Here is a 14,252-nt window from a genome sequence, read left to right as displayed (position 1 = left end):
CAGATACCCGGCGGCGCCGCAGGTAATCGGCTGACCTGCGAAATCACCCGTTTTGGCATGCTGAACCGCATCAATCGAACATAGTCAATTCATAGCGAACTCCCGGGTAACCATGAGGTTCCGGTCCCCGGCCACGGCCCTTTGCATTGATAAGTTTCGATTTCAACTCCGGGTAACCCCGCGTTCACCAACCGGTGGTCCTGGATCAGCTTGGCCGTGTTCAGAAGGGACCCTGTTCATGACCCCCAAGATCCCGCGGGCCGCGTTGCCCGCGGCCGCCGCGGCGTTCGCCATCACCCTGGCCGGCGCCTCGGCGGTAGCGATGGCGGCCGCACCGCCGACCGCCGTGGCCTCGCCGCGGGCCGCGGCCGGTGCTCCCGGCACCGCCGCCGCGGCCGCCCGCGCCCACAACCGGCCCGACCACGACAGCCGCCGCCCGGACGAACACCCTGGTCGGCGGCCGGTCGAGCGGCAGATCCGGCTGACCGGCGGCTCGGCGCGCGCGGCCGGCCCGGGTGTCGCCGTCGCCAGCGCGACCGTGACGATCGGCTCGCCCGGCACCTATCGGATCAGCGGCCGCCTGACCGACGGCCAGATCGTGGTGGACAGCCCCGACGCCGGCCTCGTCCGGCTCGTCCTGGCCGGCGTCGACATCAGCAGTTCCACCGGCGCACCGCTGGTCATCGCCGCCGCCGGCGCGGCCGAGGTGGTGCTCGCGCCCGGCTCGGCGAACGTGCTCACCGACGCGACCACCTATGCCGTGGACGGGCCGAACGCGGCCCTGTTCAGCGCGGCCGACCTGACCATCGGCGGGTCCGGCTCGCTGACCGTCACCGGCAACTTCGAGGACGGCATCGCGAGCAAGGACGGCCTGGTCATCGACGGTGGCACGATCGCCGTGCAGGCCGTCGACGACGGGGTCCGCGGCAAGGACTACCTGGTGGTCAACGGCGGCACCCTCGCGGTGACGGCCGGCGGCGACGCGCTGCGGTCGGACAACGACACCGACGTCACCGCGGGGTATATCGCGGTCAACGGCGGCACCGTGCAGGCGACCTCGACCGGCGGGGACGGGCTCTCCGCCGCGACCGACGTGCTGGTCGACGGCGGATCGCTCGCGGTCGGCACCACCGGGGCCGCGGCCGACGCCTCCACCAAGGGCCTCAAGGCCGGCACCTCGGTGGTGGTCAGCGACGGCACCGTCACCGTCGACGCCACCGACGACGGGGTGAACTCCAACGACACGGTCACCGTTGACGGCGGCAGTCTCACCGTGGCCAGCGGTGACGACGGCATCCACGCCGACGGCGTCGTCGCGGTCAGCGCCGGGTCGGTCGCTGTGAACCGCTCGTACGAGGGGATCGAGGGTCTGAAGATCCTGGTCAGCGGGGGCACGGTGCGGGCTGTCTCGCAGACCGACGATGCCTTCAACGCGACCGAGGAGGGGGTCGGCGAGATGGAACCGGCGCCGAACGCGCTCATCGAGATCACCGGCGGCACGGTCGTCGTCGACGGCGGCACCGACGGGCTCGACTCCAACGGCGCCCTGACCATCGCCGGTGGCGTGGTCGTGGTGAAGGGCTCGGCCACCCGGGGTGGTGGCGAGGGCGGCCTCGACTCCAACGGCGCGCTCACCTTCAGCGGCGGCACCGTCGTCTCCACCGGCATCAGCGCGGTGACCAGCCGGTTGCCCGCCGCCGGGCAGGGCTGGGTGCTGTACGGCTTCGACGCCGCCCAACCGGCCGGGACCCTGGTGCAGCTGGCTTCCGCGGACGGGACGCCGCTGCTCGCGTACGAGACCACGAAGGGTTTCCAGGGCGTGCTGTTCTCCTCGGCCGACGTGGTGACCGGCACCCACTACCTGCTCTACAGCGGCGGAACCGCGACCGGCACGCCGCTCGGCGAGGGGCTCTACGCGGGTGGCGACCTGACCGGCGCGACACCGGTCATCGAGCTCACCTCCGGCACGGCCGCCGGCAACACCGGAGGCGGCGGCGGTCCTGGTGGTGGCGGTGGCCCGCGGCCGAGCGGTCCGCGGCCGAGTGGCCCCTGGCCGAGCGGTCCGTGGCCCAGCGGCCCGCCGCTTCCCTCGGACTCGGCGACGCCGCTTCCCTCGGACTCGGCGACGCCGGTTCCGTCGGACTCGGCGACGCCGATCCCGTCGGATACGCCGTCACCCTCGGAATCTGCCTGAGCGGCGCTATCGGGCGGCCTCCACCGGGGGCCGCCCGTCCCTACTGCCCGACCTCGCTGACCTCGGCGAACGGGCGGTCGTCCCACCACACGGCGTGAATGATGAAGCTGTGGTTGGTCTCGTTGAAGTAGACGGCCATGTTGTCCGGGGAGTCCTGGACCTTCTGCACCGCGTACCCCTGGGCGGGGGTCGCCGTGACCAGCGTAACCACCCCGTCCGAGGTCATCCGGATGACCGCCTGGCCGCCCTCCACCTGGAACGACCGCACGTAGGTGCGCAGGCCGTCGGCCGCGGTGGTGACCGTCCAGCCGTCCTCGGTCTTGGTCGGCGGGGTGGTGGTCCTGGTCGACGGCGTCGTGGTGGTCGGTTTGCCGGTGACGGCCGGCGCGGTGGTGCGCGGCGGGCGACTCGTCGGTGACGTGGTCGACGGCGACTCGGCCGGCTTCGACTCGGTCACCGCGGGCAGCGGCGCCGGGAAGCTGACCGACTGGCCGGCCGGCAGCTGCGCCAGGGCGCCGTCCTGCGGCGCGGTGGTGCGCAGCACCGGGAGGATGGCCGTGCTGGCCAGCACGATGCTGGTGGCCGTTGCCGCCGCCCAGCCCGCGATCGGAGCCCACCGGGAAGATCCCACGCGGCAATGATCGCACCTACACCTATGCTGCACGCCATGGCGCTGATCCTGCTGGTCGAGGACGACCGCATCATCACGGCCGCACTGTCCCGCGCGCTCACCGACGCCGGGCACGTGGTGCGGCCGGTGGGCCGGGCCGCCGACGCTCTGAAGATCGTCACCGAGGAACGGCCCGACCTCGTGATTCTCGATCTCGGGCTGCCCGACATCGACGGCACCGACGCCCTGCGGATGATGCGCTCGGTGTCCGATGTGCCGGTTATCGTGGCCACCGCCCGCCGCTCCGAGGCCGACATCATCAGCCTGCTCAGCGCGGGCGCCGACGACTACGTGACCAAGCCGTTCTCCGGCGGCCACATCCTGGCCCGGATCAACGCGGTGCTGCGCCGCGCCCGCACCGCACCCGAGCAGACCGTGCAGGACATCACCGTCGGTGAGCTGGTGATCAACCCACGGCAGCGGAAGGCCGAGCTGCGCGGGCAGCCGCTGCAACTCACCCGCCGCGAGTTCGACGTGCTCGCCTACCTGGCCGAACGCGTCGGGCAGGTGATCAGCCGCCGGGAGCTGATGAACGAGGTCTGGAACCAGGCCCGGATCGGCGAGGAACAGACCATCGACGTACACATCTCGTGGTTGCGTCGAAAGCTGGGGGAGACCGCCGCCCAGCCGCGGTTCCTGCACACCGTGCGGGGGGTCGGCGTGATGATGGTCGATCCGCGGTGAGGTGGGCCCTCAACCGGCTGGCCCTCGCCATCACGTCGATGGTCGCGCTGGCCTTCCTCGTACCCCTGGCGGTCGCCACCCAGCAGATCGCCCACGACCGCGCCGTCAGCGACGCCCGCCAGCAGGCGACATCGCTGGTCACGGTGCTCGGCGTCGACGCCGACCCGACCCTGCTGACCAACGCGGTGGCCAGTACCACGGCCGGTAGTGCGGGCCGGTTGGCCGTACACCTCCCGGACGTCGACCCGATCGGCATCGCGCACACCGACGCCGCCCAGATCTCCATCGCCGCACAGGACCGCAGGTCCGTGCTGGCGTCCGCCCCCGACGGCGTCGCCTACCTGCAGCCGACGGTCCTGACCGACGGCCGCACGGTGGTGGTCGAGGTTTACGTCCCCAATTCCGAGATGCGGCGCGGTGTCGCGATGGCCTGGCTGGTCCTCGGTGGACTCGCGGTGGTGCTGGTGGCCGGTTCGGTCCTGCTCGCCGACCGCCTCGGCAGCAAGATGGTCAAGGCCACGAGGCAACTGGCCGGCTCGACCCGCCGCCTCGGCGGCGGCGACCTGAAGACGCGGGTCGAGCCGATCGGCCCGCGCGAGCTGCGCGACGCGGCAAACGCTTTCAACACCATGGCGGACGACCTCCGCGGCCTCCTGGACCGGGAACGCGAGCTGGCTGCCGACCTTTCCCACCGATTGCGTACGCCGTTGACGGCGCTCCGCCTCGACGCCGAGGCGATGCCGCCGGGCCCGGTAGCCGACCGGATGCGCCAGGCCTGCGACCTGCTCGACTCGGAGCTGGAGGCGATCATCACCGGCGCGCGGCTCGGCGTAGGGGCCCGCCCCGGCGAACGCACCGACCTGGTCGAGGTGCTGGCCGATCGGCTCGCCTTCTGGTCGGTGCTGGCCGAGGACCAGGAACGCCCATGGGAGGTGGTTGGCGGCGACGTACCGGTGATGCTGCCGCAGTCGCACAGCGAGCTGATCCTGGTGGTCGACGCGATGCTCGGCAACGTCTTCTCACACACGCCGGAGCGAACCGCGTTCCGGGTGCATATCTCGCCCGATGGCCTGCTGGTCGACGACGCCGGCCCGGGGATCGCCGATCCGTCGCGGGCCGTGCAGCGCGGGGTCAGCGGCGCCGGCTCCACCGGCCTCGGCCTGGACATCGTCCGGCGGGCCGCCGAGGAGTCCGGCGGCCGGTTGGTGGTCGCCCGATCCCCGCTCGGCGGAGCCCGGGTGGGCATCCTGTTCGCTCCTTCATGATCCCTTCCGGGTTCGTTAAGGAGCCTTTATGGTCCGGCTCCCTAACCTGCTCCGCATGCGCAGGAAAATTGCTTACCCCCTGGTAGCCCTCGGCGTCACGGTCGGCACGAGTCTGGCGGTCGTGTCGCCCGCGTTCGCCCACGGCTACGTCTCGACGCCGCCGTCCCGGCAGGCGCTGTGCGCGTCGGGCGCGGTGACCGACTGCGGGCAGATCCAGTTCGAGCCACAGAGCGTGGAGGCTCCGAAGGGCCGGCAGTCCTGCGACGGCGGCGTTTCGACGTGGTCGGTCCTGTCGGACGAGTCGCGCAACTGGCCGGCCAAGTCGGTCGGCAACTCGGTCACCTTCACCTGGGTGATGACCGCCCGGCACCGGACCGCCGACTGGCAGTACTTCATCGGCGGCACCAAGATCGCGACGGTAGATGGCGGGAATGCCCAGCCTGATGCGGTGGTGTCGCACACGATCGACCTGAGCAAGTTCCCGGGGAAGCACACGGTGCTGGCCGTCTGGAACATCGGGGACACGGCGAACGCCTTCTACAGCTGTGTGGACCTGAACGTGGGCGGCGGGTCGACCTCGACTCCCACCACGTCTCCGGCCACTTCTTCCCCCACCTCCGCACCGACTACGGCTCCGACCACCTCGGCACCCACTTCCGCGCCGACTGCCACCACTACCGCTCCGCCTGCTGTCGGCGGCTCATCGTGGGCGCCCGGAGTTTCGTATAAAACGGGTGACGTGGTGACCTATCAGGGCGTGCGTTACCAGTGCCGGCAGTCGCACAGCTCGATCAACAGCTGGGAGCCGTCGATCTACACGCTCGCGCTGTGGCTGCCGCTGTGAGGCGCTTTCTGGTCGCATTGATGGTGCCGCTCGCGCTCAGTGCCTGCGGGACGGCTGCTTCCCCCGCCCCCACCGTCACCGCCAAGAGCGTCGCCGAGATCCAGGCCGGCGACAAATTCAACGACACCGACGTGATGTTCCTGCAGATGATGGTCTACCACCAGAAGCAGGGCCTGGAGATGACCACTACGGCGACGTCGCGGGCGGCAAATCCGCAGCTGAAGACGCTGGCGGCGGCGGTGCAGGCAACGGAGAAGGACGAGCTGTCGATGATGAAGGCGTGGCTGACCCAGTGGGCCAAGCCGACCGACGTAGACACATCGGTGAGCCTGCATGCCGACCACGGCGGCCTGCCGGCGACGGGTCCGGCCGAGATCAAGGCCTTGAAGACGGTGTCGGCCGCGTCGTTCGACACCGCGTTCCTGAACCTCTTCCTGGCCCACCAGCACAACGCGATCGAGATGGCCCACCTGGAGACGACCAACGGTGCGAACGCGGAGGCGAAGGCTTTCGCGAGCAGGGTTCGCGAGTCTCGCCAGGCTGAGGTCCAGCAGATGCTGACGCTGATGAACAGCTGATCGTTCCTTCGTCCGGGGGCGGCCTGTACGTTGGGCCGCCCTTTCGGCGTTTCACCCTCATGTGGCGGGTGGGCGTGCATAGGTTACGTGCGCAAATCACCACAAAAGGGGCTGTGCCGTGACTGCTTTACGCCGTACTCAAGCAGGGATTTTGTCTTTCGCTCTGGCCTTTGCCTGCTCTCCTGCGCGGGCCGAAGCCGCCGTTGCAGGCTGGGATCACCCCGGCTACGACGCCGAGGACAGCTACTACAACCCGGGCGAAAGCGCGATCAACGCGACCTCGATCGCGAAGCTGACCAAGAAATGGTCGGTGGCGTTGCGAAAGCACGAGGGTTCGTGCGGCGGCTTCAGCGCCCCGATGGTGGCAGGCGGCCGCGTGGTGACCACCGACCAGCTGGGAATCTCGGCGTTCCAGGCAGCCACGGGCGCGCCTGCGTGGCACTACGACTGGGTGGACCCGGGCGACTCGGACACGGCGGTGCTGGCGGCGTCGGGAAACACGGTGATCTCCGCCAACGGAGACTGCAATTCCAACAGCGACCCGGACGGCACCTTGGTGGCCCTGGACTTGGCGACCGGCAAGGTCCGCTGGCAGGTGGACTCGGATATGCCCATCTACACGGTGGTGGTCGACAAGGGCATGGTCGTAGTTTCGGGCGAATCCCCGTCCGACGAGCAGGCCGTGGTCGCCTACCGGGTTTCCGACGGCAAGCAGGCCTGGAAGCGAGTCGACTACGCGGCGTCAAGCGTCTCCGCAGACGGCCGCATCTTGGTGAACAAGGGAAACACGACGTCAGCCCTGTCCATCACCATGGGAGCTCTGCTGTGGACAAAGCCGGCGTTGTGGGAGGCCAAGGCCGCAACCCCAGCAGCCGACCGCTTCCTGGTGACGAACGGCGCCGCAATGTCCGCAATCAAGGCCACCACCGGCGCGGTGCTGTGGACCGCCCCAAACAAGGCTTCGGATTTGCTGGCCACCGACGGCCGCCGCCTCTACCGAATGGACGACCACACGGCCGAGGCCTTGGACATCAACAGCGGCCGCCCGCTGTGGTCCCGAGCCTTGCCCGCCGAGGGCACCCAGCCGGCCCGAGCAGGCGGCCTCCTCTACACAGGCGGCCCCATCTTGTCCCCAACATCAGGCGCCGTAATCACCCAGCCCAAGGCACTGGCAGGCCGCCAGATCGCCACCGGAGGCCACCTATACACCGTGAACGACGGAGTGCTGTCGAACTTCGCGCCGTAGGCGTATTAGGCGTGACTGGTCGGCAACGCTTTCTCGGCACGTAAAGTGCGCAAGACGAAGGCCCGGGGCACTGTGATTGCTCCGGGCCTTCGTCTTGACCACGAGTAGACCTGGGGCTGATCTACCACGCTGCCTGGGCTACCTAAGCGCCAACCGAGGTTGCCCACTGACAACCTGCCATAGCTAGCTTTGGCTAGTCAATGGCTAGCTATAGGTGATCTACTCGGGGAGCCAACCGAGGAGAGCACCGTGCCGCCACGCTATCGGTATGAAGAGATCGCCGATGACCTGCAAAAGCGGATCGAGGCGGGCGAGTTCCCGCCCGGCTCACGCCTGCCGAGCCGCCGCGAGTTGACCGCCCACTACGACGTGACAGCCCCGGTCATCGACCGCGCGATGCAGATCCTGCGAGTCAAGGGCATCACCGAGACCCTCGCCGGCGTCGGGGTGTACGTGCGTGACTCGCCAGGCGCGTAGGCGGGACTGATCGGCTCTGTCGCCGGCATCGGAATCTGGGTAGGGCCGGGATACCGTCGAGTGTGGCGGTCAGTTGTAGCGGCTGACGGCCTCCCCTGACCGCTACCAGGGAGCCCAGATGTCCGAGATCGGGCAGCGTATCCACGAACTCCGCACTGAGCGCGTCCCCCGCCTGACCCAGCACGAGCTCGCCGAACGCGCGGGCGTGAGCGTCGACGTTGTTCAGAAGCTGGAGCAGGGGCGCAAGGCCTCCGCGCGGATCCGCACGCTCTCGGCGATTGCCGCCGCTCTCGACGTCGACCTCTCGTCGCTGCTGAGTAAGCCGACCCATCTGGAAACCCTGCCGGTCGACGGAGGCTTGTTGGCACTGCGGCGAGCGCTGACTCCGGTGGTCGATGAGCCTGGGGAGCAGGGCGACCCGGAAGACCTGCGCGCCCAGCTTGGCGAGGCTTGGTCGGCTTACTGGAGCGGCGACTACGACCTGTTGTCGGCTTTCCTGCCGGGCATCATCGGCAGCTCTCGGGGTCTGCCGTCGAAGGATCTTCTCGCTGAGGCCTGCCAGATCGCCGCTTGCACACTGGTCCACCTTGGGCACTCTGACTTGTCTTTGGTTGCCGTCGCCCAAGCGCTTGCGGTCGTCGAGGAGCCACTACTGCGGGCGGCACTTATCGGCACTCAATCGTGGGTGTTGCTCAACCAGGCTCGGGCAGCCGACGCCACGGTCATCGCGATCCGTGAGGCGGACGAGATGGAGCCGCGCCGGCGGGCGCCGAAGGCTGCGATCAGCATGTGGGGGAATCTGCTCGTCACCGCTGCGACCGCAGCCGCCCGATCGGGCGACGACGAGGAAGCACAGGACCTGCTTCAGGTGGCGCACGGTGCGGCGGTTCGTCTTGGCGAGGACCGCAATGACTACCAGACCGCGTTCGGCGTGAGTCAGGTGGTGATGCAGCGTGTCGACGTTGCGGTGGTGGCCGGCGACTATGTGCGCGCCCTGGATGTCGCGCGGGATATGCCGGTGGATTCAGGCTTGCCGCTTGCGGCCAGGGCTCGGCACCAGACAGACCTTGCGCACGCTCACGTCGCCCTCGCTCACGCCAGCGAGGCGGAACGCATCCTGCTCAACATTGAGCGGATGGCGCCGCGTTGGATGCGCTACCAAGTCTTCCCTCGCACTGTGGTCGGTGAGCTGCTGAGCAGCCACCGGCCGACGACCGCGGTCAAGAGCCTGGCCCGCCGCCTGGGCGTTGAGTAGGACAGAACGTCCTACCGCAGAAGATCACGTACGCCCGAAAATGGGCTACTGCGTCCGTTCCTCCGAGTAGTCGTCCTCCCTACTGTCCGTCGTGGCAGCGGCGCGGTACTTGCAGTCTCTGGAGCCTCGCCGCTGCGTCTTTCGGTCTGGGTCTGGGAGGAACGATGCTGCAAAGGCTCCTTGTTCTGCAGATGATCGTGCGACGCCGCCGACTGGCGCGCCTTGCCCGCGAGGCGCCCAGTCGGTCCGCGGCCGAGCACGCCGCAGCGGTTCGTCGGCTCATCGCCCAGGCGCGGATCGGGCGGTGACTGACGAAGCGCATCTGCCGAAGCGCCCTGTCTGGGAGTGCTATCGCTGTGGCGCGGAATGGCCATGCGTTGAGGCGCGCAACGCGCTCGCCGCCGAGTACGTCGCTGACCAGCTTGCCCTGGCGATCCTGATGTGGACCTACCTCGAGGATTTCGCTATGGATGCGGGCCCCGGCCCGATCGGAGAGGCCTGGAACAGGTTCCTGGGATGGACTCGACGATCGTCCGACTGCCCACCTTGACTGAGCTGGTCTGGGTCGCAAGCTAGAAATCCACGACGTCCCTACCGGCTGCGAGTTGCCGTTCGCGGACGAGTTTCCGCAGTTTGTCGGCTCGGTGGGTGCGGTCGCTGCTGTGGTGGAGGCGGTCGTGGCAAGTTCCGCAGACAGCGCCGATCCAGTCCACGCGGTCGATGTCGGGATCGATGTGGTGCGCCTGAAAGTGGGGCCTCCCGGAGTCGTCCTTCCAATCCGGCGCGACCCCGCAGGACTCGCAGGTGCCGCCATTGTCGATGGCGCGTTGGAGCACGTAGGCCGTCAAAAGCGGATCGGAGACGCGCCGATCGCGGCTCGTCCTGGTTGCCCGCTTCCGCTTGCCGTTGGTCTTCACTGCACGGGCCGCGACCAGTGCCCAAAGCTCGTTCTCGGACGGCGGCGGGGGCGGCGGAACGTTCGGAAGTGCCGGCAGGGGTTGGGAAATTACGTCCTGCGTCACCCGTAGGAAGCGGAACCTGATGTCATCACGCAGGACCTTTTTGACGTCCACGCTTACCCCAGCTTCAACATCCACGACGGTGAAGCTGCCGAGGTGGAGCCATTCCGAGCCTGTCCTCTGCATCTTGTAAAATACAAGTACAGGTGTGCCATTCGCGTGGCACGCACTGAGGCGGCGGTTCCCACCCTTGTCCAGCATGGGCCCAACGCTGCCCTCACCTGAGTAGATGAACTCGTCAGGCTCCTTGATCCATCGGTTCGCATAGAGTCCTCGGAAGGGATTCCAGAAGACGCACTGATCGTCTCCGACCACCGTGATCCCGGCGGTGGCATTGCCTGGCGGACCGCCCGCCTTCTTGGCCGCAGCGTGGATAGCGGCACGGTTATAGCGCTGATTTGCCGTGTAGCTGATCATGGCCGGCATGATGATCTACAGGGGGGCAGGCTTGAGACAAGAGGGTGGCTGATCCGGCAATTTGCGTAGGTTTTTCGCAGCCTAGTGTGGACAGGGCCAAGCGCGAGTTAACTGGCCAATTACTTGCGAAGCTTGCCGGATAGGAGGATCGCGGTGCACGAGCGTTTCGTGACTGCCGACAGATTTATCACGATCAGTCTGGCAATCGAGAACCGCTACGAGGGCGGCTTGATGATTCCGACCCAGGTTGTTGGTGCGGTCATCCCGGCCCCGCCCGTGGACGGGGACGCCGATGACATGGTGGCCTGGGAGTATGACCACATCTACGAGTTCACCGGCACTGGCCGTCCCGACGGCGACTCCTGGTACGACGTGACCGTTGTGGCCTGCAGCGATCCGGCGCTGGTCGGAAAGGTCTATGCGTTCGGCTATTAACGTCGACTACGCGACCGCGGCTGCGAAAGCAGCGAACAGATCGCCAGGCAGTGGAGTCTCCAGGTGCCACTTCACGGCCATCGGGCGCTCGCCCTCGTGACTCACGTAGGTGGCAGGTCCGAGGAACCAGAACGCGCGCTCGTCGCTGTTCTCTCGTGCGAAGAGCAGGATTTGCCGCTTCATGGCCACGTGATGCTGGTAGCGCTGCCCGGTCGGGCTGTCGGCCGACGTGGTCGACTGGCTTTCCCAGTGGATGAGGTCTGGGCTGATCGCGTAGTCGCGGTAGCGGGTGGTGGGTGAGAAGTCGCCGCTGGTCTTGTCGAGGGTGAAGGCGAGCAAGTCGGCGCCGATGGCTGACACGTCGAGCACGCCCTCGCGCCATTCCCGAGTCTTGGCGCGGTCGGCCTCGCCCACGGCGGCGAGCATTTCGAGTCGGGTGTAGCGGCCGTGTACTTGCAGCGGGATCTCGTTGGCGAATGAGTGCTGCACGTGATCGGGTGCGTCATAGAGCGTCGACATCAACTCGCGAAGCTCTGCCAACACCTGCGGGTGCCGCCAGACGATGTCGGTGGCCTGCTGGAGGGTGGCGTCCTGCAATTCGTTCTTCTTGGTCAGCACCTGGCTGCCGAGATTGGCGATGAGCATGTGAAGCAGCCGTCGCTCGGTCTTGCTCATCGATCCGGTGTTCGGGCGACCAGCCGCGGTCAGCAGTGCGAGGTAGCCGTCCAGCCGCTGCCGGTCGTCGATGTGCGTCAATCGGCCGACGGCTCGACGCAAGGGCTCCTCGAATGGGCCGGCGGACTCGATTGGCGCGCCGGCGACCTCAAGTAGTTCTGACCAGGTGTGGTCGCCCTTGTAGATGTCGGCGAGTTCCAGGCCGGTCTCTCGCAGATAGTCGGATAGCGAGACCGTGCCGCGGAGGCGAATGAGTTCGCGCAACTCCCTGACCTTGTTCGGCCAGGTAGACGGCACCGCGTCCTTGATGCTGCGCAGCACGACGTCCTGGGCGACACGGTCAAGCTCCATGTGGCAGCCGGCCGGCAGGAATGGGAAGCCGTCTTCGATCGCTTTTTCCAGGTCACGGCGACTGCCGCCCAGCAGGGCTCGGTAGCGGAGATCGAAGCGGAACTCGCGTCGGTGCATGCCGACGAAGTCGAGGACCGTGCAGATCGTCTTCTCGCGGGACTGCCGCAGGCCGCGGCCCAACTGCTGCAGGAAGAGCGTGGCGCTCTCGGTCGGACGCAGCATCAGGAGGGTGTCGACCGCCGGGACGTCGACGCCCTCGTTGAAGAGGTCGACCGAGAAGACCACCTGTGTCCGGCCGGCGGCCAGATCGGTGAGGGCGCCTTCCCTCTCGACATCCGTGGATGTGGCTGAGACCGCGACCGCCTTGATGCCCATCTGCTCGAACTGCGCGGCCATATAGCGAGCGTGCGCAACGCTGACACAGAAGCCGAGGCACTTCATCGTGGCCAAGTCGTCGACGTGGTCCACCAACTGGCTGTAGACGAAACGCACCCAGCGGTCGTTGCCGGTGTACTTCTCGGTCAACGCATCTAGGTCGTAGCCCTGGCCACGACGCCACGGAACGTCCTGCAGGTCGATGCCGTCGTGGATGCCGTAGTACTCGAAGGGGGACAGCCGGCGCTGCTCGATCGCGTCCCAAAGCCGAAGCTCGGCGGCGATTCGGCCACCGAACCAGTGCAGGATCGACTGCCCGTCAGTTCGTTCCGGGGTGGCAGTCAGTCCCAACAGCTCGCGTGGTTGCAGTCTGGCCAGGACCGCGTCGTATGAGGCTGCGGCCGCGTGGTGGAACTCGTCGATGACGACGACGTCGAAGTGGTCAGGCGCGATCTGGTCGATGCTGTTCTTCAGGCTGTAGATCGAGGCGAAGACATGCTCGAAGTCCGTTGGGCGTTCGCCATTTACCCACAGCTCGCCGAAGGAGTAGTCCCGCAGCGCCTGCCGGTAGGTGGCCAGGCTCGACTGCAGAATCTCTTTCCGATGCGCGACGAAGAGCAGGCGGGCTCGCGGAAGCCGAGACCTCAACCGTTGATAGTCGATAGCCGCCATCACGGTCTTGCCCGTTCCGGTGGCCGAGACCAGCAGGTTCTCGTGGCGATCCTTGGCTCGGGCAACCTCGATCAGTTCGAGCAGGCGCTCCTGGAACGGCTTGAGCTCCAGCTCAGTTGGGCTGATGACGGTCGGATCGGGCCGGTCCGAGCGGCGCATGCGCGCGAGGGCGTCCTCAAACTGTTCCTTCTCGTACTTCTTGAATTCCTCGCTGGCCCCAAACGTCTCGAAGGCGGCCTTGATGCGAGCGATGACATCGGGATTGCGCGCAGCGGAGAGGCGAACGTTCCACTCTGTTCCATCGTTCTGCGCCGAATAGGTCAGATTCGACGAGCCCACGTAGGCGGTACTGAACGAGCTGTGCCGGTGGAAGAGCCAGGCCTTCGCGTGTAAGCGATTGGCTGACGTCTCGTAGGAAACCCGAACGTCGGCGCCCATCGCAGTGAGCTTGTCGAGTGCCGCGGCTTCGGTCGACCCGGTGTACGTGGTGGTGTAGATCCGCAACGGCTTGCCCTGCTCGGCGTGCCGACGCAGCGCGTCACCCAATCCTTGCCGCAGCCCGCTGCTGCGAATGAAGGCGATGACCAGGTCGATCTCGTCCGCCGATTCGATCTCCCGGAGCACCTGACTGCCTACTCGTGGTTCGCCGCGCGCATTGGTCAGCAGCGCCGTGTCTAGCAGCGGGATGAGCGGCCGAGCGGGAAAATGCGGCTTGCCGTCCAGCTGAGTCGTCCCGATGGCGTGGAGGACCTCGCCGGCTGCGGTCGGCCGCTCGGTCGCGGCGGCAGCCTTCGGGAGCCGAGCTTGTAGTTGGTCCATCAGCAGATTTGCGACTTCGACGCCGACGGTTACCCGTTCATCGAGGGGGACAGCCTCAAGCGCGCGAAACACCTGTCGAGCGAGAAGCTGGGCAATGCGGTCGGGCGCGTCGGCCTTGCGCAGCGGGATCCTGTCGACAAGTTGAGCGTCAATCCCGGAGAGTTGCGCCTCAAGCGCCTCAGTAAGAACGGTCTCGTACAGCCCGGCGGCAAGCTCGTCACGCACCCGGTCATTCTGCCGCATTGATCTTGATTGTCTGGTGGGCCTTTCGGACCG

Annotated in this window: 13 protein-coding genes; 10 read left to right on the top strand and 3 right to left on the bottom strand. The window is 67.4% G+C overall.

Translation table 11 applies throughout. From position 1 onward, the window contains the following. Positions 1 to 238: 238 nt before the first annotated feature. Positions 239 to 2,194: a carbohydrate-binding domain-containing protein gene (locus tag Adu01nite_RS36340; RefSeq protein WP_203733829.1), complete on the top strand. Its 1,956-nt coding sequence runs from the start codon at positions 239 to 241 to the stop codon at positions 2,192 to 2,194. Positions 2,195 to 2,234: 40 nt separating this feature from the next. Here the strand turns inward: Adu01nite_RS36340 and Adu01nite_RS36335 are convergent, their stop codons facing one another. Then, positions 2,235 to 2,825 (bottom strand): DNA mismatch repair protein MutL, encoded by a 591-nt coding sequence (locus tag Adu01nite_RS36335; RefSeq protein ID WP_203733828.1) that lies wholly within the window; start codon positions 2,823 to 2,825, stop codon positions 2,235 to 2,237. A 36-nt stretch (positions 2,826 to 2,861) separates the two neighbouring features. On the opposite strand from Adu01nite_RS36335, the gene Adu01nite_RS36330 reads away from it, so the two are divergent. The 8 genes from Adu01nite_RS36330 to Adu01nite_RS36295 all read left to right on the top strand — a co-directional run bounded on the left by Adu01nite_RS36330 (position 2,862) and on the right by Adu01nite_RS36295 (position 9,763). Beyond that, positions 2,862 to 3,548: a response regulator transcription factor gene (locus Adu01nite_RS36330; RefSeq protein ID WP_203733827.1), complete on the top strand. Its 687-nt coding sequence runs from the start codon at positions 2,862 to 2,864 to the stop codon at positions 3,546 to 3,548. Then, the gene (locus Adu01nite_RS36325) at positions 3,545 to 4,813 is read left to right on the top strand and encodes a sensor histidine kinase (protein WP_203733826.1); all 1,269 of its coding nucleotides are present in this window, start codon (positions 3,545 to 3,547) and stop codon (positions 4,811 to 4,813) included. The genes Adu01nite_RS36330 and Adu01nite_RS36325 overlap by 4 nt, the downstream gene beginning before the upstream one ends. 55 nt (positions 4,814 to 4,868) lie before the next feature. Next, the gene (locus Adu01nite_RS36320; protein ID WP_203733825.1) at positions 4,869 to 5,657 is read left to right on the top strand and encodes a lytic polysaccharide monooxygenase; all 789 of its coding nucleotides are present in this window, start codon (positions 4,869 to 4,871) and stop codon (positions 5,655 to 5,657) included. A gap of 20 nt (positions 5,658 to 5,677) precedes the next feature. Beyond that, complete coding sequence (locus tag Adu01nite_RS36315) at positions 5,678 to 6,235, top strand: DUF305 domain-containing protein (protein ID WP_203733891.1); 558 nt, start codon at positions 5,678 to 5,680, stop codon at positions 6,233 to 6,235. Between the two features lie 118 nt (positions 6,236 to 6,353). Then, a complete protein-coding gene (locus Adu01nite_RS36310; RefSeq protein ID WP_203733824.1) occupies positions 6,354 to 7,481 on the top strand; it encodes an outer membrane protein assembly factor BamB family protein in 1,128 nt (375 codons plus the stop codon). 249 nt (positions 7,482 to 7,730) lie between these two features. Beyond that, positions 7,731 to 7,958 carry a winged helix-turn-helix domain-containing protein gene (locus Adu01nite_RS36305; protein WP_203733823.1) on the top strand — a complete coding sequence of 76 codons (228 nt, stop codon included), beginning with the start codon at positions 7,731 to 7,733 and terminating at the stop codon, positions 7,956 to 7,958. A 118-nt stretch (positions 7,959 to 8,076) separates the two neighbouring features. Further along, positions 8,077 to 9,213: a helix-turn-helix domain-containing protein gene (locus Adu01nite_RS36300; RefSeq protein WP_203733822.1), complete on the top strand. Its 1,137-nt coding sequence runs from the start codon at positions 8,077 to 8,079 to the stop codon at positions 9,211 to 9,213. 304 nt (positions 9,214 to 9,517) lie between these two features. Further along, positions 9,518 to 9,763, top strand: coding sequence for a hypothetical protein (locus Adu01nite_RS36295; protein ID WP_203733821.1), 246 nt, complete (start codon positions 9,518 to 9,520; stop codon positions 9,761 to 9,763). Positions 9,764 to 9,785: 22 nt separating this feature from the next. Here the strand turns inward: Adu01nite_RS36295 and Adu01nite_RS36290 are convergent, their stop codons facing one another. Further along, positions 9,786 to 10,649: an SRA domain-containing endonuclease gene (locus Adu01nite_RS36290; RefSeq protein WP_203733820.1), complete on the bottom strand. Its 864-nt coding sequence runs from the start codon at positions 10,647 to 10,649 to the stop codon at positions 9,786 to 9,788. 153 nt (positions 10,650 to 10,802) lie between these two features. Here Adu01nite_RS36290 and Adu01nite_RS36285 point away from each other — a divergent pair, with 153 nt between their 5' ends. Continuing rightward, positions 10,803 to 11,084 carry a hypothetical protein gene (locus tag Adu01nite_RS36285; protein ID WP_203733819.1) on the top strand — a complete coding sequence of 94 codons (282 nt, stop codon included), beginning with the start codon at positions 10,803 to 10,805 and terminating at the stop codon, positions 11,082 to 11,084. Positions 11,085 to 11,090: 6 nt separating this feature from the next. Here the strand turns inward: Adu01nite_RS36285 and Adu01nite_RS36280 are convergent, their stop codons facing one another. Continuing rightward, positions 11,091 to 14,201: a DUF3427 domain-containing protein gene (locus Adu01nite_RS36280; RefSeq protein ID WP_203733818.1), complete on the bottom strand. Its 3,111-nt coding sequence runs from the start codon at positions 14,199 to 14,201 to the stop codon at positions 11,091 to 11,093. Between the last annotated feature and the right edge of the window lie 51 nt (positions 14,202 to 14,252).

The organism is Paractinoplanes durhamensis (genome assembly GCF_016862175.1).
In the GTDB taxonomy this organism is placed as follows: domain Bacteria; phylum Actinomycetota; class Actinomycetes; order Mycobacteriales; family Micromonosporaceae; genus Actinoplanes; species Actinoplanes durhamensis.
This window is presented reverse-complemented; position numbering and strand designations above follow the sequence as displayed.

Bases quoted from the DNA above. Each gene is read 5' to 3' on its own strand.
- Adu01nite_RS36340 (WP_203733829.1), top strand. From the start codon at position 239: ATGACCCCCAAGATCCCGCGGGCCGCGTTGCCCGCGGCCGCCGCGGCG.
- Adu01nite_RS36330 (WP_203733827.1), top strand. From the start codon at position 2,862: ATGGCGCTGATCCTGCTGGTCGAGGACGACCGCATCATCACGGCCGCA.
- Adu01nite_RS36320 (WP_203733825.1), top strand. From the start codon at position 4,869: ATGCGCAGGAAAATTGCTTACCCCCTGGTAGCCCTCGGCGTCACGGTC.
- Adu01nite_RS36315 (WP_203733891.1), top strand. From the start codon at position 5,678: ATGGTGCCGCTCGCGCTCAGTGCCTGCGGGACGGCTGCTTCCCCCGCC.
- Adu01nite_RS36300 (WP_203733822.1), top strand. From the start codon at position 8,077: ATGTCCGAGATCGGGCAGCGTATCCACGAACTCCGCACTGAGCGCGTC.
- Adu01nite_RS36290 (WP_203733820.1), bottom strand. From the start codon at position 10,649: ATGATCAGCTACACGGCAAATCAGCGCTATAACCGTGCCGCTATCCAC.